This is a genomic window from Mesorhizobium sp. PL10, from assembly GCF_053714315.1.
Window position 1 is genome coordinate 149,496 of sequence record NZ_JBSKBR010000014.1, and the last position, 19,304, is coordinate 168,799.

General features: G+C 59.6%; 17 protein-coding genes, 1 tRNA gene and 1 pseudogene. 7 read left to right on the top strand and 12 right to left on the bottom strand.

Translation table 11 applies throughout. From position 1 onward, the window contains the following. Nucleotides 1-222: 222 nt before the first annotated feature. Nucleotides 223-1,002: an arginase family protein gene (locus ACWGTO_RS22500; protein WP_454576997.1), complete on the top strand. Its 780-nt coding sequence runs from the start codon at nucleotides 223-225 to the stop codon at nucleotides 1,000-1,002. 3 nt (nucleotides 1,003-1,005) lie between these two features. Here the strand turns inward: ACWGTO_RS22500 and ACWGTO_RS22505 are convergent, their stop codons facing one another. Next, complete coding sequence (locus tag ACWGTO_RS22505) at nucleotides 1,006-1,956, bottom strand: S1C family serine protease (protein ID WP_454576998.1); 951 nt, start codon at nucleotides 1,954-1,956, stop codon at nucleotides 1,006-1,008. Between the two features lie 169 nt (nucleotides 1,957-2,125). Between ACWGTO_RS22505 and ACWGTO_RS22510 the strand changes: the two genes are divergently transcribed. The 3 genes from ACWGTO_RS22510 (at nucleotide 2,126) to ACWGTO_RS22520 (ending at nucleotide 4,613) form a co-directional block, all read left to right on the top strand. Further along, entirely contained in the window at nucleotides 2,126-2,998 is an 873-nt protein-coding gene (locus ACWGTO_RS22510; protein ID WP_454576999.1) for a S1C family serine protease, read from the top strand. 8 nt (nucleotides 2,999-3,006) lie between these two features. After that, on the top strand, nucleotides 3,007-3,642 hold the full coding sequence (locus tag ACWGTO_RS22515; RefSeq protein ID WP_454577000.1) for a response regulator transcription factor: 636 nt from the start codon (nucleotides 3,007-3,009) through the stop codon (nucleotides 3,640-3,642). A gap of 104 nt (nucleotides 3,643-3,746) precedes the next feature. Next, nucleotides 3,747-4,613 carry an SDR family oxidoreductase gene (locus ACWGTO_RS22520; RefSeq protein WP_454577001.1) on the top strand — a complete coding sequence of 289 codons (867 nt, stop codon included), beginning with the start codon at nucleotides 3,747-3,749 and terminating at the stop codon, nucleotides 4,611-4,613. A gap of 116 nt (nucleotides 4,614-4,729) precedes the next feature. Here the strand turns inward: ACWGTO_RS22520 and ACWGTO_RS22525 are convergent, their stop codons facing one another. Beyond that, nucleotides 4,730-5,245, bottom strand: a complete 516-nt coding sequence (locus ACWGTO_RS22525; protein ID WP_454577002.1) for a TIGR00645 family protein — start codon at nucleotides 5,243-5,245, stop codon at nucleotides 4,730-4,732. Nucleotides 5,246-5,587: 342 nt separating this feature from the next. Next, nucleotides 5,588-6,856 carry an OmpA family protein gene (locus ACWGTO_RS22530; protein ID WP_454577003.1) on the bottom strand — a complete coding sequence of 423 codons (1,269 nt, stop codon included), beginning with the start codon at nucleotides 6,854-6,856 and terminating at the stop codon, nucleotides 5,588-5,590. A gap of 1,095 nt (nucleotides 6,857-7,951) precedes the next feature. Between ACWGTO_RS22530 and ACWGTO_RS22535 the strand changes: the two genes are divergently transcribed. Both ACWGTO_RS22535 and ACWGTO_RS22540 read left to right on the top strand, forming a co-directional pair. Beyond that, nucleotides 7,952-8,398: a YcgN family cysteine cluster protein gene (locus ACWGTO_RS22535; RefSeq protein WP_454577018.1), complete on the top strand. Its 447-nt coding sequence runs from the start codon at nucleotides 7,952-7,954 to the stop codon at nucleotides 8,396-8,398. 216 nt (nucleotides 8,399-8,614) lie between these two features. Beyond that, nucleotides 8,615-8,959, top strand: coding sequence for a hypothetical protein (locus tag ACWGTO_RS22540; protein WP_454577004.1), 345 nt, complete (start codon nucleotides 8,615-8,617; stop codon nucleotides 8,957-8,959). A gap of 192 nt (nucleotides 8,960-9,151) precedes the next feature. Here ACWGTO_RS22540 and ACWGTO_RS22545 read toward each other — a convergent pair whose 3' ends face one another. Then, nucleotides 9,152-9,862 (bottom strand): SIMPL domain-containing protein, encoded by a 711-nt coding sequence (locus ACWGTO_RS22545; RefSeq protein WP_454577005.1) that lies wholly within the window; start codon nucleotides 9,860-9,862, stop codon nucleotides 9,152-9,154. Between the two features lie 249 nt (nucleotides 9,863-10,111). Here ACWGTO_RS22545 and ACWGTO_RS22550 point away from each other — a divergent pair. Then, nucleotides 10,112-10,187: transfer RNA gene (locus ACWGTO_RS22550), tRNA-Ile, on the top strand. Between the two features lie 143 nt (nucleotides 10,188-10,330). Here the strand turns inward: ACWGTO_RS22550 and ACWGTO_RS22555 are convergent. The 8 genes and pseudogenes from ACWGTO_RS22555 to ACWGTO_RS22590 all read right to left on the bottom strand — a co-directional run. Continuing rightward, nucleotides 10,331-11,383: pseudogene (locus tag ACWGTO_RS22555) on the bottom strand (tyrosine-type recombinase/integrase); the annotation flags it as partial. Nucleotides 11,384-11,395: 12 nt separating this feature from the next. Next, nucleotides 11,396-11,644 carry a hypothetical protein gene (locus ACWGTO_RS22560; RefSeq protein WP_454577006.1) on the bottom strand — a complete coding sequence of 83 codons (249 nt, stop codon included), beginning with the start codon at nucleotides 11,642-11,644 and terminating at the stop codon, nucleotides 11,396-11,398. 531 nt (nucleotides 11,645-12,175) lie between these two features. Beyond that, entirely contained in the window at nucleotides 12,176-12,556 is a 381-nt protein-coding gene (locus ACWGTO_RS22565) for a hypothetical protein (protein WP_454577007.1), read from the bottom strand. Between the two features lie 283 nt (nucleotides 12,557-12,839). Beyond that, entirely contained in the window at nucleotides 12,840-14,636 is a 1,797-nt protein-coding gene (locus tag ACWGTO_RS22570; RefSeq protein WP_454577008.1) for a UvrD-helicase domain-containing protein, read from the bottom strand. Nucleotides 14,637-14,638: 2 nt separating this feature from the next. Continuing rightward, nucleotides 14,639-16,774 (bottom strand): ATP-dependent nuclease, encoded by a 2,136-nt coding sequence (locus ACWGTO_RS22575; RefSeq protein ID WP_454577009.1) that lies wholly within the window; start codon nucleotides 16,772-16,774, stop codon nucleotides 14,639-14,641. 57 nt (nucleotides 16,775-16,831) lie between these two features. Next, a complete protein-coding gene (locus tag ACWGTO_RS22580) occupies nucleotides 16,832-17,773 on the bottom strand; it encodes a 3'-5' exonuclease (protein WP_454577010.1) in 942 nt (313 codons plus the stop codon). A 35-nt stretch (nucleotides 17,774-17,808) separates the two neighbouring features. Beyond that, nucleotides 17,809-18,678, bottom strand: a complete 870-nt coding sequence (locus ACWGTO_RS22585; RefSeq protein ID WP_454577011.1) for a DUF4238 domain-containing protein — start codon at nucleotides 18,676-18,678, stop codon at nucleotides 17,809-17,811. Between the two features lie 131 nt (nucleotides 18,679-18,809). Beyond that, nucleotides 18,810-19,037, bottom strand: a complete 228-nt coding sequence (locus ACWGTO_RS22590) for a hypothetical protein (protein ID WP_454577012.1) — start codon at nucleotides 19,035-19,037, stop codon at nucleotides 18,810-18,812. Nucleotides 19,038-19,304 lie beyond the last annotated feature (267 nt).

Sequence of the window (19,304 nt, forward strand, 5' to 3'; positions counted from 1 at the left end):
TGGCAGCAAATGTCGGCAGCGGCGCCGGTTGCTGTGGTCGGGATCACGCGACGCGGTTTAGGGTGGACGACGTTGAAGCTGGTCCTGCCGCATGCGTGATATCTGCCTTGTTCGTGCGCCTTCCAATCTCGGCCTGCGGCCGCTGCACCCCGGCCATGTGCCCGGCACCTGGCGGGCGCCGCAGGCTCTGAGCGAGCTGGTCTGATTGAGGCGGTGGCGCCAGTGCGGGTGATTGATCTCGAAAGGCCGTCTTACGGCACCGAACCGCAACCGGGCACAAGGCTACGCAACGGTCCGGCGATCCGCCGCTTCAACCTTGACCTTGCCGAGATCGTCGCCGGTGCGCTCGGGCAAGGCGAGTTTCCGCTGGTCATCGGCGGCGATTGTTCGATCCTGCTTGGTGCGCTGGCGGCGGCGCGACGCTCCGGCGCGGTCGCGCTGGTCCATGTCGATGGCCACAGCGATTTCCGCCATCCCGGCAATTACGATGTCGATGCTGCACTCGGCTCGGCCGCCGGCATGGATCTGGCGCTTGTCACCGGACGCGGCGAGCCCTTGTTGACGCAGTGGCCCGGCATTGCCGGCCCGCTCGTCGCCGATAAGGCGGCGGTGCAGATCGGCGAGCGCGAGAGCCGCGATCCCGATTTTGCCTGGCCCGACATCAATTCGACCGGGATTACGCGCATCGATGTCTTTGCTGTTCAGAAACTCGGTGCGGCTGGAGTGCTGGAAAAGACAAGGGCGACGCTGGCGCGCGCCGGCTGTCCCTACTGGCTGCATCTCGATGTCGACGTGCTCGACCAGAAAATCATGCCGGCGGTGGATTCACCCGGCAGCCCCGGGATCGACCCCGACGATCTCGTTGTAATCCTGTCAGCGCTGGCAGGGGACCAGCGCTGCATCGGCATGGACATGACGATCTACGATCCCGACCTCGACCCGACGGGGGATCTGGCGCGGCTGCTGGTGTCGCTGCTCGGGCGGGTGCTTAATCAGCGATAGGCCTTAGCTCGCCCTTGCCACCGGCGTCACTGTGACCTGGCTGACGCCGGTGCGGCGCACCACGGTGCACAGCGTCTCGCGGCCGATGCGTTCGGCATCGAGCATGCGCACGAGGTCGTCGACGCCGGTGACCGGGCGGCCGTCGATGGCCGCGATGATGTCGCCCTCCTTCAGGCCGGCCTTGGCCGCGGGACCATCCTTCTCGACGCTGCGCAGTCGCACGGCGGTGTTCGTTGACACCTGCGACAGAAGAGCGGCGCGGCGCGGCAGGTTGGTGGTGTCGGCGGAGATGCCGATGAAGGCGCGGCGCACGCGGCCGAAGCGGATGATCTCCGAAATGACGAAATTGGCGGTGTTGGAAGCAACGGCGAAGGCGATGCCTTGCGCGCCGTGGATCATGGCGGTGTTGACGCCGATGACCTCGCCGGCCGACGACACCAGCGGCCCACCGGAATTGCCGGGGTTGAGCGCGGCGTCGGTCTGGATGACGTCGTCGATCAGCCGCCCGGTCGAGGCGCGCATCGAACGGCCGAGCGCGGAGACGACGCCGGAGGTGACGGTCCATTCGAAGCCGAGCGGATTGCCGATGGCGATCGCGATCTGGCCGCGCCGCAGCCGCTTGGAATCGCCAAGCGGCGCCACATCGGCAAAGCTGCCGTCGGCGCGCACCAGCGCGATGTCGGTATCGGGGTCGCGGCCGAGAACGCGGCCTTCGCGGGAGGCGCCGTCGGGCATCGAGACACGCACCGTCCTGGCGTCACCGACGACATGGAAGTTGGTGACGACCAAGCCGTCCTGCGCGATGACGAAGCCGGAGCCGTGGCCGCCCTGGCCGCCGATGCGCTCGATGCGGCAGACGGCCGGGCCGATGCGGTCGACCGCGTCCGCCACCGTCATCGAATAGGCGTCGAGCAGGGTGTCGTCCGGTTGGAATTTGGTGGCGGCGAGGGCCATTGGCGGGCTCCGTGTTTTCAGGCGTGTTCGTGACTATATGTGCGGAGCGGCCCGAACCGCCGCGACCTGACCAGATGGCCAGTGAAACCTTTAACTAGCCGTCAGGCGAGTATCTGCGGGCGCGTTGCCGAGCGATATCTGGGGCATGCAAGAAACCCAGGAGACCAAAATGAGCGACTTCAACCTCAGTGCCTTTTCCGAGGCCATCGCCGATGTCGCGGCTGCGGCAGCACCGGCGACGGCAAGTTTCACCACCCATCACCATCGCACGGCCAGCGCTTTCCACTGGCGGGATGGTTATTTCGTCACCGCCGAGGAAGCCGTCGAGGCCGGCGAAGAGATCGAACTGACGTTGGCTTCGGGCGAGTCTGTGAAGGCCGAACTGGTCGGCCGCGACCCCTCGACCGGCGTAGCCCTTCTGAAGCCGGCGGGTGCTGTCAGTGCCGCAACGCTTGCCAGGGCTGACGCGGTACGGCCCGGCAATCTGGCCATTGCCATCGGCAGCAGCCAGGGCTCGGCGCTAGCCGTGTCGGGTTCGGTCGGCGAGGTCGGTCCGGCCTGGCGCTCGATGCGCGGCGGCACCATCGACCGGCGCATCAATCTTGCCGTCAATGCCGGCGGCCGGTTCGAGGGCGGTCCGGTGCTCGACGCCAGGGGCGCATTGATCGGCATGCTGCTGTTCGGGCCGCGTGGCCGCGCCCTGGTCATGCCTTACGAGACGATCGAGCGGGCCGCAGCGACGCTGCGTGAAAAAGGCCACGTCGCCCGCGGCTATCTCGGCGCCGGCCTGCACCCGATCCGTGACGGCGCGGCGCGCGGCGCCATGGTGATGAGCCTCGACGACAACGGCCCGGCCAAAGCCGCCGGCCTTGCGCTCGGTGACATCATCGTCTCCTGGAACGGCGAGGCCGTGCACGGGCCGCGCGAACTGATCCGCAAACTTGGGCCGGACAGCGCCGGCGCTTCGGTGGCGCTTGGTGTGGTGCGTGGCGGCGAGGAGCGCGACGTTCAACTCACCGTCGGTGAGAAACCGTTGAGCTGAGGGCATTGATGGACACACTCGCCAACGATCGGATCCTGGCTGACGGCGCCGCTTCGCGCCGGCTGGTGGTGCTGATCGCGCTTGGTGATGCTGCCCGCGCCGAGCGTCTGGCCACCGCGCTTGCCGCGACCGACGATCTGTTGCCGGTCGCGCTCGGCAGTGGTGCGGCCGACGTCGCCATCATTGACGGCAGCAGTGCTGATGCCGTGCCGGCCGCCACGCCGCGGGTGCTGCTGTCAGGGCGCGCGGGCGGCGAACAGCCTGCCGGCGAGGTGATGGCAGTCATGCAAGCGGGCGCGGACGATCTGCTGATCGCGGCAGCAGTGAGACTGGCGGCGGCGGGCTACCGGGTCTCAGGCGACGGCAGTGGCGAGCGCCACGGGGATTTTCATGCCGGCGATGGCGAGCCGTTCGAGGAAGGCCTCTCCGACGAGCATGCCGCCCGACCGGCACTGTCGCCGCGCGAGGCCGAAGTGCTGGCGCTGCTGGCCGAAGGGGCGCCCAACAAGGTGATCGCGCGGCGGCTCAATATCTCCGTGCACACGGCAAAATTCCACGTCGCCGCGATCCTGATCAAGCTGGGTGCGGCCAACCGCACCGACGCGATCGCCATTGCCATGCGGCAGGGCCTCGTGCTGGTCTAGACCCGACGCTGCGTAACCCCATATCCGTTCAGTCGGGCCTTGCGCTGTAGCGGTCTGCCGCGCAAAGGTTCGCGCCTGCTGTGATGCCAGGGAGGCGCAAGGAAATGTCGCTCAAGGGAAAGACGCTGTTCATCTCCGGCGGGTCGCGCGGCATCGGGCTGGCGATTGCGCTCAGGGCGGCGCGCGACGGCGCCAATGTGACGATCGCGGCCAAGACCGCCGAGCCGCATCCAAAGCTGCCGGGTACGATCTATTCGGCTGCCGAAGAGATCGAGCAGGCGGGCGGCAAGGCGCTGCCTGTGCTGTGCGACATCCGCGAGGAGGCGCAGGTTGCCGAGGCAGTCGCGAAGACCGTGGCAAAATTCGGCGGCATCGATATCTGCGTCAACAATGCCAGCGCGATCCAGCTTACCGGCACGCTGGAGACCGACATGAAGCGCTACGATCTGATGCACCAGATCAACACGCGTGGCACCTTCCTGGTGTCGAAAATGTGCATCCCGCATCTGAAGTTGGCTGAGAATCCTCACATTCTGAATCTGGCGCCGCCGCTCGACATGAAGGCCAAATGGTTCAAGAACCACGTCGCTTACACGATGGCCAAGTTCGGCATGTCGATGTGCACGCTGGGGATGAGCGCCGAGTTCGCCAAGGACGGGATTGCGGTCAATTCGCTGTGGCCGATCTCGACCATCGACACGGCGGCGGTGCGCAATCTGCTCGGCGGCGCGACGGTGGCGGCGATGAGCCGTTTGCCCGATATCATGGCCGATGCCGCGCACGCCATCTTCCTGCGGCCGTCGCGTGAGACATCAGGCAATTTCTATATCGACGAAGAGGTGCTGCGCGCCGAAGGCGTCACGGATTTTTCTGTCTATTCGCCCGGAGCGACCGGACCGTTGGCCGGCGATTTTTTCGTACCCGACGAGGTGTTTGCCAATTCGGCCACGAACGTCAAAAGCATCTATTAGCGAGATCACCCGCTGTCGGCGCCGCCCCTCGTCTGCCCGCCCGTCCTTCGCCGCTGCTGTGCAGCGGCTTCGGAGGATGAACCGGCACCTTCTCCCCGTTAACGGGGAGAAGGGCGCTACTCCCCGGCCTTCTTGCCTTTGGCCAGGCCCATCAGCCGGTCGATATAGGCCAGCATGAATGCCGAGAGGACGAAGGCGAGGTGGATGATGGTCAGCCACATCAGCTGCTCGGTCGTGTAGGAAGCCGAATTCAGGAACACCTGCAACAGGTGGATCGATGAGATGGCAACGATGGTCGAGGCGACCTTGACCTTGAGCGAGCCGACATCGATCGTGCCCAGCCAATGGACCTCGCCGTCATTCTCGTCGAAACGGCTGACGAAATTCTCGTAGCCGGAGATGATGACCATCACCACCAGCGAGGCGACCAGCGCCGCATCGATGAGGCCGAGCATCTTCAGGATGGTGTCGGTGTCGCCGAGCGTGAAGGCTACCGTGATGAATTCGTAGAGCTTCTTGCCGAAGGACAGCGCATAGACGGCCAGTGCCAGGGCCAATCCGATATAGAAAACAACCAGCAGCCAGCGGGAGGCGAGAATGATCGATTCGATGGCGAGTTCGAGACGTTTCATGCAGCGGTTCCGGTCAGTTTTCTCGATCGAATGGGGTATTTCGGTCAGCTTGCCGCGGTTTGCAAGGCCAAACCGCGTCGCGTTGATTGCGACGCAAAAGAAACCCCGCCGGGAGGGCCGGCGGGGCTCAATGCGTCCCGCTGGAGTCGGGACGGGGCAGGGAACGCCCAGCCCTGAATCTGGGGTGAGCAGGCTCGCGATTCAATGAGCCGGCGCTAATGTCGCTACAATTCTTGTTGAATCGAGGCTGCTGTCCGCAGTTCGACCCACCCCGATGTACCGGGATGGGTCCTTCTTGCTGATCTGATTCCAGAAAGCTACTCAAGCTATTGGAAACACGGATCAATTATTGCTTGCCACCGGCGCCACCAGCGGGGTGATGCGACGGATGCCGACACGGCGGTTCTCGCGATTCGGCGCCGTCGTGTTGACCTTTAAATACTCCTCGCCATAGCCCTGCGTGGTCAGGTTCTCCGGCGGGATGCCGAAGGCATTGGTCAACGCTTCGGCGACCGCTTCAGCGCGCCGATCGGACAGAGCAAGGTTTGCCTCCGGCGTGCCGACCGCGTCGGTGTGGCCTTCGATCAGGAAGGTTTCCGCGGGGTTCTTCTTCAACAGCTTCTCCATGGCACTGGCGACGCCTTCCAGTTTCTGGACCTCGGTGTCGGAGATCGACGCCGAACCGAACTCGAAGTTCAACGTGTCGAGGTCGACGCGGCGGGCAATGTCACGCACGCGGGCCGATCGCTTTACCTCGTCGATCGAGTAGAGGCGTTGAACCCGCTCCACCGGCGGCTGCTCGAGGAAGGTGTAGTAGTCGTCGTCGCTCTCGACATCCTCGGAATCGAGGATGTAGTCCCGGCGGGATATGTCGAGCCGCATCGGCGGCAGGTCGTCGCCCGGATCGCGCCAGTCGCCGTCATCCTCATAGTGCCGCTCGTCGACATAGCTCAGCACATATTCGCGCCCATCTTGCGTGATGCGCGAACGCTGGATGACGTCGCCGTAGCGGTTGCGGATGGTGACGATCTGGACGCCATTGTCACGTTCGACGATTTCCCGGGTGCGATCGCCCGACAGATCCTCATAATACACATTCCGGGCGCCGCGGTGCATTCGCGGAGCGTCATTGCTTTCCACGATCGTCTGGTTGTTGAACTGCAGGATGACGCGGTCGCCGAGTTCCCTGACGACGTCCACGCCTTTCGGACGCCGGCGGTCGCGGACGTTCTCATCGGGTGCACGCTCGACGCGCTTGCCCTTTTCCTCCGTCACCGGGGCGATCTTTTCAGGCTGGATTGCCTGCTGGGCCGACTTGTCGTCGGTAGGTGGTGGTCCCTGGTCGACCGGGGCAGGCTTCGGGTTCTGCGCCTGGGTGCCGTCCTGAGCGGGTTGCTCGCCCGTCTGACCGCCAGCATTCTGGCCATCGTTATTCTGGCCGCCCTGGTCCTTGCGGTGCTTGCGCTTGGCATCCTTCTGGCTGTCCAGAATGGGTGCTTCGTCGGGATTGGCCACGGCTTCGCCCTGCGCCGGCTGCTCGGCATTGGCGGGTTGTTGCTCACCCGTTGCAGGCTGTTGTTCGCCGGCCGCAGGCTGCTGCTCGCCTGTCACCGGCTGTTCGCCGACAGGTTTTTTGCCCTGCTTCCTGGCCTGGTCCTTAGGCTGTTCGCCTTCGGCGGGAGCGGCTTGCTGATCGGCCGGGGGCTGAACCGGCTCGGCCTGCGGCACGGGTTCTCCGGCAGGGGCAACCTTGGTGGCTGGCGCCTGTTCGGCGGGTGCCGCCTCGATCTGCTGGTCCTGCTTGCGCTTTTTCTTGCGCGCATTGTTGTCGTTCGCGGGCGCCGCCTGTTCGGCGGGCGCTGCTTGCTCGGCAGGCTGCTGGGCTGGCTGTTCGGCAGGCGCCGCTTCGATCTGCTGCTGTTGGTCGCGCTTCTTCTTGCGTGGCTTCAGCGGCTGTTCTTCGGTTGCGGGCGCGGCCTGTTCGGCCGGCTGTTCAGCAGGCGCTGCTTCGATCTGCTGCTGCTGGTCGCGCTTCTTCTTACGCGGTTTCAGCGGCTGCTCGTCGGTTGCGGGCGCGGCCTGTTCGGTGGGTTGATCAGCCGGTGCTGCCTCGATCTGCTGTTGCTGATTGCGTTTCTTCTTGCGCGGCTGCTGCTCTTCAGCCGGAGCGGCCTGTTCAGCGGGAGCCTGCTCGGCCTGCTGCTGTTGGTCGCGCTTCTTCTTGCGCGGCTGTTGTTCCTCGGCTGGTGCGGCCTGCTCGGCGGCTGGCGCAGCCTGTTCTGCCGGCGCCTGTTCGGCCTGCTTGCGCTTCTTTTTGCGCGGCAGTTCCTGGTCGGTCTGCTGACCATCTGCAGCAGGATCGTCCTGGACCAGGATCAATGGCGCGGCCGTGTGCTGCAAGGGGCCGAAAACGGCGTTGCCCTGCAGCGGGGATGCGCCCAACGGCGCGGATGCCATCAGCAGGCCAAGTGCCGTACCTGCCAGTACCCGTGGTTGGCGTTTCATCAGAAATTCTCCTTGTGGGGTCCCATCCCTGCCCAAACTTTCATCAGCCGGATTGGTTCCGGTTCGTGGACATTGCCGACAAGAAGGACGATTGACCGGCCTTTTGAAGGCAACTTCATGTTTTTCGTATGGTGCGGTCGGCATTTGCGGCGGCGCTACAGCTTGACCTCACCGCCAGCGAGGGCCACATCTCACCCCACAATGGAAACCCCGTTCTGGAAAACCAAGACGCTGGAGGCGATGACGTCGGCCGAGTGGGAATCGCTCTGCGACGGATGCGGTAAATGCTGCCTGTCGAAACTCGAGGACGAAGATACCGGCGAGATCTACTGGACATCGGTCGGCTGCCGGCTGTTCGACGGGCAAAGCTGCCGCTGTTCGGACTATGCCAACCGGCTGGCGCGCGTGCCGGACTGCGTCGGGCTGACTCCGCAGAATGTGCGCACCATCAGCTGGTTGCCAAAAACCTGCGCCTACCGGCTGGTTGCCGAGGGGCACGATCTCTACTGGTGGCACAGGCTGGTGTCGGGAAGTGCCGAGACCGTGCATGAAGCCGGCATCTCCATGCGCGGCCGCGTCCGCGCCAGCGAGACCGATCTTGCCGAGCCGGACGACTATTTCGACTATATGCTCGACGACGAGCCCTAAACGGAACCGATGTAGCCGCCGCCCGTTGCGGGGTGACCGGACGTTTTTGGGGTCCCAAGCCGTTTGCAGCTGTGGAAGGGGCGGTTGCTTTCGACCTGTCCGGCAGATTAACCGAAAATGAACGGCCGGTTCGCAAAGGGTTCAGACTGCAAGGAGCATTCTCCCCCCATCGGTTCGACGAAGACGGGCGCAAGCCCTCAACAAGGAGAGAAGACAATGTTCAACACGTTCAAGACGGCAGCCCTTTCGGGTCTCGTGGCCCTCGGCACGCTTGCCGCCGTGCCCGCCCATGCTGACTCGATCTATCTCGGCTTCGGCAACAATCATGACCGCCGCACCGGTGTTTATATCGGCGACGACGATGACGGCTACCGCCGCGAGCGCAGCTGGCGCCGCTGCTCGCCGGAGCGCGCCCTCGACAAGGCCGAGCGCATGGGCCTGCACCGCGTTCGCATCGTCGACATCAATCGCCGCGTGGTGAAGGTTGCCGGCCGCCAGTATGGCGATCGGGTGGTGGTCGTGTTCGCCAATGAGCGCGGTTGCCCGGTTATCTATCGCTAAGCAAAGATCGGTAGCGGCTGACCTTCTGCGAGGTCAGCCAGGAGCCCCTTTCCCATAGATCGGAAGGGTGCGGCTCGAAAAGAACCCCGGAGGATCAGATCCTCCGGGGTTTTTCGTATCTGGTGCTGATCAAGATACCGGCCAGTTCGGCCCGCAGCATGTTGCCGCGGGCCTTTGCTGACTTGGATAGGCCTATTTCAGCTCAAAGGTAACGGTGACCTGCACGGCATAGGCGTTCTCGCCAGCCTGCACCGGAACCGCGGCGCCCGCCGCATCGAAGGCCTTGGCATTGATCGGCATCGGCGCCGGCGCGATGTTCTGTTCGGTGATTTCCAGCACCTGTCCGATGCTCACGCCGGCAGCCCCGGCCAGCGTCTTGGCCTTGGCCATGGCGTCGGCGACCGCCTTCTTGCGGGCCTCGGTGACGGCGGCTTTCGGATCCTCGTTGGAGAACGAGATGCCGCCGCCCTGGTTCACGCCGAGCGATACCGCCTTGTCGAGTATCTCGCCGGTCTTGTCGATGTCGCGGATGCGCACGGAGAGCGTGTTGGTCACCTGATAGGCGACAAGCTCGGCTTCCTGGCTGCCGTCGGGCTTGTTGGTGTAGTTGTAACGCGGGTTGATCTGGATGCCGGCGGTCTGCAGGTCGCGGTCCTTGATCCCGGCCGATTTCATTGCCGCGATCACGGCGGCCATGGCATCGTTGTTGGCGTCGAGTGCGGCGCGTGCGGTCTTGGCCTCGCGCATGACGCTAAGCGTCAAGAGCGCCAGGTCGGGCGCCACAGTCGCCTGGCCTTCACCCGAAACGATGATGCGGGGCGGGGGCAGCGAATCGGCAGCGGTGGCAATCGCCGGAAAAGCGATGGCGGCGGCAAGTGCGAGCGGCAAAGGATGTCTGGTCATGAAAATCTCCTCGGTCTGCGATCCAGTCGCGCCTGTCGACTAGAGCATGATGCCGAAAAGTGTGAAGCGGATTTCGGACGACATCATGCTCTACTTCTTTGATTTAGAGACGGATTCAGATTTCAGGTCGAACAGACCTGAAATCATCCGGCATCTAGGATGCGAATATGGGCTGATTTGGGCGATCTCGGCCAGCCCGTCCGGAAAGCCTTGTGCGGCGTAAGGAAAAACACTAATCCAGCGCGCGTGGGGCCTGTAGCTCAATGGTTAGAGCCGGCGGCTCATAACCGCTTGGTTGGGGGTTCGAGTCCCTCCGGGCCCACCATTATCGTTATTTATCAATGGCTTACAGGCAGGTTCGCCAACAGGTTCGCCAAAAGGTTCGCCAAGTAGTGGTTTGCGCGTCACCAGCCGTACGACCCGATCCATGCCCTGCACCGCCAAGCGAACCTGAGATGCCTCGCGCGAATAGAGTTCCGCGTGGTCAATGTCGTCGTGACCCAGCACATCCATAAGCTGCCTGGTCGAGGCCTCTGCCTCGGCGAGATAAACGCCAAGCGACTTTCTCAAGCCGTGCAGCGTCAGGCCTTTCGGAAGTCCGGCAAGCTTGCACCAATGCGCCATTGTCCCGGTTAGGGATTTGGCCGAGAAAGGTTCGCCATAAGCGGTCACTAAAACGGTTTCACCGCGCTTGTCGGCGGTATCGAGGATCTCGGCAAGCATGGGTGTAATCGGCACGAAGAGCCGCTTGCCCCCGGTCCTGCTCTTGTTCTTTGCCTGAATGATGTCAAAGCCGTCGAACTGACGTTCTTCGCCGTCGAACATAACCCTGCGTGTGACCCTCTGATCCCATCGCAGACCAGCGACATCGCCGCGACGGTTGCCCAGCCAAAGCGCGAGGCCATAGCAGGTGCGCGCGGCAGTCCCGAGCGGCCACCTCTTCTCAAACTTCTCCATGGCTTCGCGCGGCCAAGCCTTCCACCCGGAATAGGCGGGACGCCATTCCACGGCTGTGGTGGGGTCTATCTCGATCCAGTCCTGTCGCATCGCGACATAAACGAGCTTGCGTATCGCGACCAGCAGATGCTTGGCTTTGTGCGGCGTTGCAATGAAGCATCCCAGAAGCTCTTCGACATGGATTCGACGAAGATTCTTTACAGGAACATCCCGCCACGTGAGCGGGTTGTCGGGGACGACCCGCAGTTCCAAGAACTCCTCGATCAGGCGGCCGTTCTTGCTTTTCGTGCTCTCATCATGGGCCAGCCACTTCACGGAAGCCTTCAGCCTCTGTGCGGCCGCTCCGAAGGTTCCGGGCAACGCGGCCCCTGGCATCATCACGACTGGAGCCTTGCGGATTTTTCGGCCCTCGACCGCAGCCTGATAGGCTTCCTTGAACCCTGGCTCGTTGGGGGCTGGCAGCGACACCAGGCGCCCGCTGGCGCGGTAGCGCCAACGTGTCGTTCCATGCCGATCCTTATAGCATGATAGGCCCGGATATTTGTCTTTCAGACGCTGTTCCATCAAGGACCCAGACTATTGTCCACGATGATTCCCTTGCAAGAGAAAATCGACAATATTTTCGTCGTCGTCACCAGGAAGATCGGCGAATGCCGCCTCGAGTTTCAGGCGATCCCAGATTACACGACTATCTATTTTCTTTGGCTTTGGCATACGTCGGTCGGCGACCATTTGGTCGAATTTTGTTATTCCAACGCCAACGTAGCGTGCCGCTTCTTCGCGCGAGAGGCCACGTGGAGGGTAGGAGAGGGCATCGCTCTTCATTGCGTTGATCCTCGATCAGGACTGGCGGCATGCACAGCGTGAGTCAAAGCGAAATGCCATCCACAGGCATCTCGTCCCAAATAAAGGGACGCGGTGATATGGGGAAGGCCCGTCGTTGGCTTGGATTGTAGTGGGGCTGTCCCGACGTGCGAATAGGACAGTCGGCACACCGAGATGCAGGCGCCCAGGTGACGAAGTTGGTGGGGTTTATGATGGTAGCGCTAGAGGGCTACCGCCAATACAGCGCTGTTGTTGAAATCGTCTGCTAACGGACCATTCGCGGTGAGTTTATACGATTAGATCTCGTGTTCGTTCAACCGAGTTGCGGCGCTGATATCAAGGGGTTCAGATAGCCGCATCGGAAGAATTGCGTCTGTCCGCGCACCGTTCAGCTCGTTGCTATCTCATTCGGATGTGCAACGAGGCCTACTCATCAAGGTTGGCCATGGAGCGTGTCGCGCAACAGATCAGGAGGCGACATGACTAGGGTTCGGAGCGACGCTCAAGCCGCCAACGTGACGGCGACAGGCCCTAGTGATCGGAGCGAGCCGTGGGCATAAGATTCAGGGGCATCAGAAATTCGAACTCGTCCAGACAACTATCGAAATCGCCATTGAAGGTTCGAATTGCTCTGTCTTTGACCACCAAGACGATCTGATATGCGTTCTCTGCCGGGTCGAGCGCCCACCAATAGCCCTCACGAACTGTCGATGGATCGATGGCGCCCTCCGTTGGCCAGAGGCTCGTATCAAGCCGTTGCAGTAGCTCGAATTCTATCAAGTCGAATGGATCTGCATCTCCGACGCGATTGGCCATTTGGCCAAAGGAATAAGAACCTACGTCGATGATCTCGGGCCGATCATCCTCCTGCCGAATGCTAATCGCCCACCAATAGCCACTCTGTATCCGCATGACTCCATCTCCAAACGTGTTCGTTCGGCCGCAGACGTGCATGAGCGGGTCAGCGGGCCAGTTGATGCGTTCAAGAGTTGTCTTGGGCAGCCGTGCTGCTCGTTGTCTACGACGTAAGGGCTCCCCCATCGTCGGTTATCACGCGGCTTAGCCAAGATGCCCAGGGCCGCTTCTCTCAAGGCACGGCATGGAATTTATCTGGCGCGATCAGGCAGTCAAGAGCGGTACATACCTAGGCTATGAAGCCGCAACCCTACGGTCACGAAGTCCAGATCGCCGTGTCCTAAGGGATCGTGTCGTAGGTGAAGTTGTAGTCTCGCAACACGTCGGTCGGTTGGTACTCGTCCCCTTTGCCATCTATGCGTCCCCGTTCGGAGATAAGATGGAGGTTCTTGCGAGCGCGCGAACTGACTACATACAGTAGCTTCTTGGCGCTATCCTCACCGTTCGGGTCTGCGAAGTGGGGCACCATGCCCTCAAGCAGCGCATAGGCGATTACTGAATCATACTCAGCGCCCTTCACGCCATGGATCGTTGAAACAGTGATCCCAAACCTGTTCTCGAATACCTTGCGGAACGAGCCTATGTCGCCGATGAATTCGGCTCCCTCCTTCGCAAGCTTGTCGATACGCTCCTTCGAGCTTTCGAAAAATGCGACGTGATGTTCGACCAATACAGGTACAGCTCGGAAATCAATTCCGAGCCGCGTAAAGAGGGCATCAAAAAACCGAGCGAGAAATTTCAGCCCATCTTCTTCTAAAATCGAAACGGAGTTGCACTCTCTGAGCAGCGATTTTTTCGAGAGGTTGCTCGTATCGATGCCGGCATCTTGCAAAGCGGACAAAATTTCCCCAGCCCACCGCAAGCGCCGCATATACATTTGCGGCGAGGCTTCCGTCAGAACGATCCTCGATAGCTTGTACCAGAAGTTGTCGAGGTCTCGGCCGAACGGGACCAAACCAGGGCCATCGAAACTATAGGTTGGCAGCGCAGCCACTAACTTTCGGGTCATACTCGCCAGGTGCATCCACCATGGGGCGACGATGCAGACCTCCTTGGGAAGGACGCCAATCGTCTCAACATTGTACTTTATCAGCCTGACCAACTCTTCAATAAGGTCGTCTCGTTCAATGGTAGAATTGAACGATATGAGGCTCGGATAATCCCTATTTTTCCCGACAGCGACGATGTTTGACGGCAAGACCTTATAGTTGTCGAAGTAGCTGACAATTCCGGACGATGAGCGATAATTTTCAGACAGCTCCAGCTCCTTGAGCTCGATCCCTGCCAATTTTCGTATCTCGTTTGCTGTGATCGCGTAACCGCCGAGCGAGTCATAAATCGCCTGGTTGGGATCGCCGACGATGAATGTTCTGACCTTGCCTTTGCCCGCCCTAAGAATTGCGGCGATGATCGCGTACTGGATCTCCTTTGTGTCCTGAAATTCATCGACGAGAATGTAGGAAAATATAGAGCCCAGCAGCATGCTGATCGAGGGATTGCTAGCCACCAGCTCGTGTGCATAGCGGAGGATGAGCTCGAAATCGACCTGCCGATTTTTGACCAAGCTAGCGTGATACTTATCCAGCGCCTGGGTCACGGAAGGCAACTTGTTCTTCTGCCTCGATGCCAAAACCCGGCCGGCCGAAGTGTAATAGTGTCCGCAATCCCAGTAGCTGATGTTTGGATAGCGAAATGGTCGGCAAAGTTCGGTTAGCATACGCTCCGAATCGTGGGAGTTGATGACCTTAAAGCCGCTCTTCAGCGCATCATGATAGATGGCGTAGGGATTAAGGATCCAGTCGAGGCAGAACGAATGTATCGTTCCGATCCAGAGCCTTGAGGTGTCGACGCCAAGTCCCGCAACCCGCTCATGGATCTCGTCGGCGGCCCTATGCGTATAGGTGATGGCGATGACCCATTCCTTGTCTGATTCTAGCTTGGAGAGCTGGTCGGCGATTTTGTAGGTTAGGGTGCGCGTCTTGCCACTGCCGGGGCAGGCAACCAAAAAGACGCTGCGTTCCTCTGCGATCGCGGCTGCCTGCTCGGGATTGAGGTCGTTCTTACTCCAGACAAACATCGCTAGAACGTAGCCAAGATCGCGTTGATCTCGTCGGCTGTAAAGGTTTCGAGCATCGCCGAGCGAATCGCGTCAAAGTCCAAGTCGCCGTCTCGGAACGCCTCCAGCCTTTCTCTGAACTCAGCGGCTTCGGCCGCGGCTGCTTGGCCACTCTCCTCAATGCATCGCAACCGATAGCTAAGGACATTGAAAAAAATCGCGTCACTAACGGGACCGTGAGCGAAAAGTATCGCGTCGAGAATATAATCAGGAATGATCGTATGGTGGTCGATTGCCTTGCCGAGAAGGATTGCAAACCACCCTTTTCCGACGTGGTTTGCGATCGTCAATATCCGCTGGCCGTACACCGCGATGTCTTTCGATTCCAGCTCGACCTTCGATTCCTCAATCGTAGGGCCATCCTTGTAGACCCTATTCAGAACGCTAACGACCTTGCCGCTGTTTCCAGCGCCAATGAAGTCAACTTCAAACGTATGGGGCGCAAACGAGACGTTCACCCATCCATTGCCGTTGCTAAACTCTGTCAGCTTTCCCTTTCGTTTTAACCCGACTTTTTGAGCGTTAAGGGCCTTTTCCTTTGCTCTCTTCGTTGCGTCGTCGTCTCCCGCGTCGGGAGTGGTATCGAAGAACGTTGCGTCCAGGTCGGTGATGATGCTGCAGCGCTTGCGAATACGCAGGTCGTGAAACAGAACCGACACATTCTCAAAACCCGTGCTACGGATATTGATCAGACTAATCCCTAACTCGTCGAGGCTGACCCCAAGGACCTTCTTTACGAGAATTGGGATGAGGATTTCTTCGGCGTCGCCTTCGACCAGTACGACGCTCTTGGCAAACAGCAGGTTGCTGCGTACGGCATCCAAATATCGCTGGATGTTACCAATCTCATCCGGGACCAGGCCAGCCGCCGGTTGATAGGCCTCGCACTTTACGCCGGATCGTCCCAATATGTTGATATTCTCGACATTGCTGACCTCGGATATATGCGTCGAGTGCGTCGAATAGATCACCTGCGTGTCATCGTAGTTGAGTTTGTCGAATAGCGTTTTTTGGATATGCGTGTGGATGTGCGCTTCCGGCTCTTCGATCAGCAGAAAATTTGCAAATGACTGCTTGGTTTTTTGATACTTGAATTCGAGCAGCTTGAGGGTGAGGTAGATCAGATTGGCGCCGCCGAGACTGAGCTCGTGGATACCTCCCTCGTATCCTTTTTCAGACTCACCAACGAAGAGCTTGAGCGACTGAAACAACTGGTCCGCTTCGTCGGATAGGTCCGATCGAATCGATAGCGACGAAGGCGAATAGGTTTCACCGGCCGCATCATTGATCGTGTCGCGAATGTCGACCCGGATCCCGACGACGTCGGGTAATCCCTCGATTGTGTCGTTTAGGGTTTTGACCAAGCCGGTGATCGGCTTGAACAGTTCGGGATTGATCTCGCCGCTTTTGCTCTTCAGCAATGTCAAAAGCGGATTTGTTCGATTGTTCTGGAAATCGGCGACAACGTCTCGCAAGGCCTGCACGAAAGTGAACGAAATTTCCTTGGCGATGGAGAGCATGCCGGGCACTTTCCCCCCGATTGCCGGATGCACAAGTTCTTCGCTGAACGTGACGTTCTCGAAATCGCCGACGAGAGTCTTGTAGACTGCAGGATCGGTGAAATCGGCGGTGCTCTTTCCCGTGAAGATCGTCTCGTAGTCGTTCGTGGTAAGCGTCTTTCGGATTGTCGCAAGTCCGGCTTGATCGCCGTCTTTAAGCTGCGAAAGCCTCGTGCGAACGGACATGTTCGGCCGAAAGATCAGGTTGTAAGTGGCCTTCCCAATCGCCACACCTTCGATATTCCCGGTGCCGTGGAGAAAGAGGGCCTGAATCGCTTCGTCCTGAGACACCTCTTCAAATTCGAGGCTTATGATGATCCAATGTCCCCGCCAATCGCCTAAGCCGCGATGGAAATCTTTCTCGTCGAGTTTATAGGCGGATCGCATCATATTATCGTCGAGTAGCAGTCTGACGGCTCGAAAAAGGTTGGTCTTACCGGAGCCGTTCTCTCCGATGATTGTGTTGATCCCCTTATTGAACAAAATATTGGCCCGGTCGAAATTCCGGTAATTTACCAACTGAAGTTTTGAAATATACACGTGACCATCCCCAAGGACATTACAGAAAGCACTATTTCGCAGGTATCCGTAAAGTGGCTAAAAACGATCAGAGAATCTCTCGTAGGCGGTTATTTCCCGGATGGGCAGATTAACGTCGCGTAGGTAGATACTCTCGCGCAGAAAGGCGAGCTCGTCGTCCCGCAGGCCCTCTTCGAGGTCGATGTACCAAGCTCGAGGGTTGATTGCTCCATCACTGTTCCAGCGATAGCCCCGAGACTTCAATATCTCTTTCTTGTCAAACGGCGCATTCTCGGCCCAGATACGCCAGCTTGCGCGCCGGGCTGTCTCCAAAAGCCGGGCCATTGCCGGCACGCCTGTTTTTGGAAGCGGGGTTGCGAGAAGCTCGATGGCCGCGATGCAATCGTGCGTCGCTCTATGCCGCTCGTAGAAGAAACCGGCGCCCATTGCCAAATAGGCGAGTTTGGTTCCCTCAAAGCCTTCAGCGACCCAATCGACTTGAGTCATTGAGCAGGCCCAGGGCTTTCTAATGAACACATCGCTCAGGCGCTCTAAAAAGCGCCGATCGAATGCTGCATTGTGCGCGATGACAACTGCCGCGTCGTCGGCGAACGCTGCTACCTCTGCAGGGTCTATCGTGTGGCCACTGACCATCTCATCGGTGATGCCAGTCAGAAGCGTAATGCCGGCAGGGATTGGGTTGGTCGGCTCTCGCAGCATCTGAAGTGGATCTCGAATCTCGAAAATTCGGCCATCAAGGCTATATGTGAACGGCACCATCGCCAGCTCGATGATCTCGTCTTTTGACGAGTCGAGGCCGGTCGTTTCAACATCGACAAACAAGCCCAATCGGGTCTCCGAGCCATCTGGCTTCGCAACGACCTGTCTGGGTTCAAGACGGTGAAGCACGCGGTAGCGTCCACTTGAATTCAGTAGAGCAGCCATCGTTTCGAGATCGGGAGCGTCGCCTGACAAGCTGATGTACTTTCGTTGTCCATCGAAAAGGAAGCGCGCCGGCAAAACGGCCGGCCCGGCTTGTGCTAGAGCTGTACGACTTATGCGGCTTCTGCGTCCGCCAACATTTCTGAGCACACCTCGTCCGGATGTCGATGCGAAAACATATGCTCGATGGCGTTGCGCCATATCAGCAGGTTCTGTGCCTCTCCTTTTCCGCCTACTGCGTAGTACTGCGCGTCTGGTTCAGACTGACGATTATCCAGATACAGAATTCGCGTAGGGCTCAGCGGAAACATCACGCTGGTTTCCTCATTCTTCAGTCCTCGGAACTTCAGGCTGGGATGGATGAATGTCACCGGGTTATCCGATGTGATGAAGACCGGCTGATCTGATGCGATGATTGCCCACCTCATCTTTAAAAACAGCTCGGCCAGCCAAGCCCCTTGGTTCAAGCTGTCGAGCCACATCCGCTTGATGTCCTCCTCGCCTGCATCTCGGTAGGCAGGCCAGGATGCTTTATCAACACCGTACTCTCGCCCCGCAATCTCCACTCTATCCGGGGGCTCGCCGACGGCCATATAAAACGAACGGAACTGACTATGGATTTCTGCTGTCTGACCAAGCACGGTAGGGTTGCGCAGATACATGACCGCAGTCAGCAGCGCGAGGCCTTTGCGTATGACCTTATTGCCAAGATCGACATAGCCTGAACTGATCTCTGACCAAAACGGCGTACCAAAAAGCTGTTCGAGGTTGCTGAGTTTCTGCTCGGTTCGATAGTCTCGCTGGCCATTTTGCCCGGGAGCATACAGGTAGAATTTGACGGCCACTTTCGAGATCGGCCGCTTCATCGGGTCCCCGCCCGACTTCCCAAACGTCCATATTTTTTCGCCGCCGCCCTCTGTGGCAAACGCTCGCAAGTATGCTTTGGGCACCCAGTGGTTACGCTTATATTTTTGGTGGCTCACGGCTGTTCAGCTTTCGATTCTTCTTTCAATGATATCATGCGGCTCCTGTGCGATGCCCGACAAAAAACGCGGCCTGTGATAGGCTGCGCTAAATGCTGATGTTTGGGGGGCAGGTGCGAAGTATCTCACGCTTAGTTCAAAAAATTCATTTTGAAGATTTCAGCGGCAGCGAATTCGAGAGGCTCGTCTTTGCGTACCATGTCAGGGCTAGGTGGACCGAGCTCGCTTGGTACGGGCAAGGCGGGGGTGATCACGGGCGGGATATAGTCGGCAGTGAACCGCTTGATGATGACGCGCGTCGGCGGACGGTTATTCAATGCGTTAATCGTGGCAGCCTTACCCAGAAGAAGGCCGAGCATGACATACAGAGAATGCTTTCCTCTTCAACGAAGGTTGACGCCCTCAAGTTCGTAACACGCGGTGCTGTATCCGCAACGCGTCGAGACGCCATTCATATCTTTGCCAAAACAAGTGGCATAGAGAGTCTGACAATCTGGTCAGGCGCCGAGTTCGAGGAGCATCTGCGCCTGATCGGTGAAGATCTTCTCAAGCGGTTTTGTGCAGGTGTGGCGCGACAATTCTGATGAGAAGCGCGCGACAATCTGGATGAGAATCTGGTGTCGCGG

Bases quoted from the DNA above. Each gene is read 5' to 3' on its own strand.
- ACWGTO_RS22510 (WP_454576999.1), top strand. From the start codon at position 2,126: ATGAGCGACTTCAACCTCAGTGCCTTTTCCGAGGCCATCGCCGATGTC.
- ACWGTO_RS22545 (WP_454577005.1), bottom strand. From the start codon at position 9,862: ATGACCAGACATCCTTTGCCGCTCGCACTTGCCGCCGCCATCGCTTTT.
- ACWGTO_RS22520 (WP_454577001.1), top strand. From the start codon at position 3,747: ATGTCGCTCAAGGGAAAGACGCTGTTCATCTCCGGCGGGTCGCGCGGC.
- ACWGTO_RS22560 (WP_454577006.1), bottom strand. From the start codon at position 11,644: ATGAAGAGCGATGCCCTCTCCTACCCTCCACGTGGCCTCTCGCGCGAA.
- ACWGTO_RS22590 (WP_454577012.1), bottom strand. From the start codon at position 19,037: ATGCTCGGCCTTCTTCTGGGTAAGGCTGCCACGATTAACGCATTGAAT.
- ACWGTO_RS22565 (WP_454577007.1), bottom strand. From the start codon at position 12,556: ATGCGGATACAGAGTGGCTATTGGTGGGCGATTAGCATTCGGCAGGAG.
- ACWGTO_RS22505 (WP_454576998.1), bottom strand. From the start codon at position 1,956: ATGGCCCTCGCCGCCACCAAATTCCAACCGGACGACACCCTGCTCGAC.
- ACWGTO_RS22535 (WP_454577018.1), top strand. From the start codon at position 7,952: ATGGAAACCCCGTTCTGGAAAACCAAGACGCTGGAGGCGATGACGTCG.
- ACWGTO_RS22515 (WP_454577000.1), top strand. From the start codon at position 3,007: ATGGACACACTCGCCAACGATCGGATCCTGGCTGACGGCGCCGCTTCG.
- ACWGTO_RS22570 (WP_454577008.1), bottom strand. From the start codon at position 14,636: ATGTTTGTCTGGAGTAAGAACGACCTCAATCCCGAGCAGGCAGCCGCG.
- ACWGTO_RS22540 (WP_454577004.1), top strand. From the start codon at position 8,615: ATGTTCAACACGTTCAAGACGGCAGCCCTTTCGGGTCTCGTGGCCCTC.
- ACWGTO_RS22525 (WP_454577002.1), bottom strand. From the start codon at position 5,245: ATGAAACGTCTCGAACTCGCCATCGAATCGATCATTCTCGCCTCCCGC.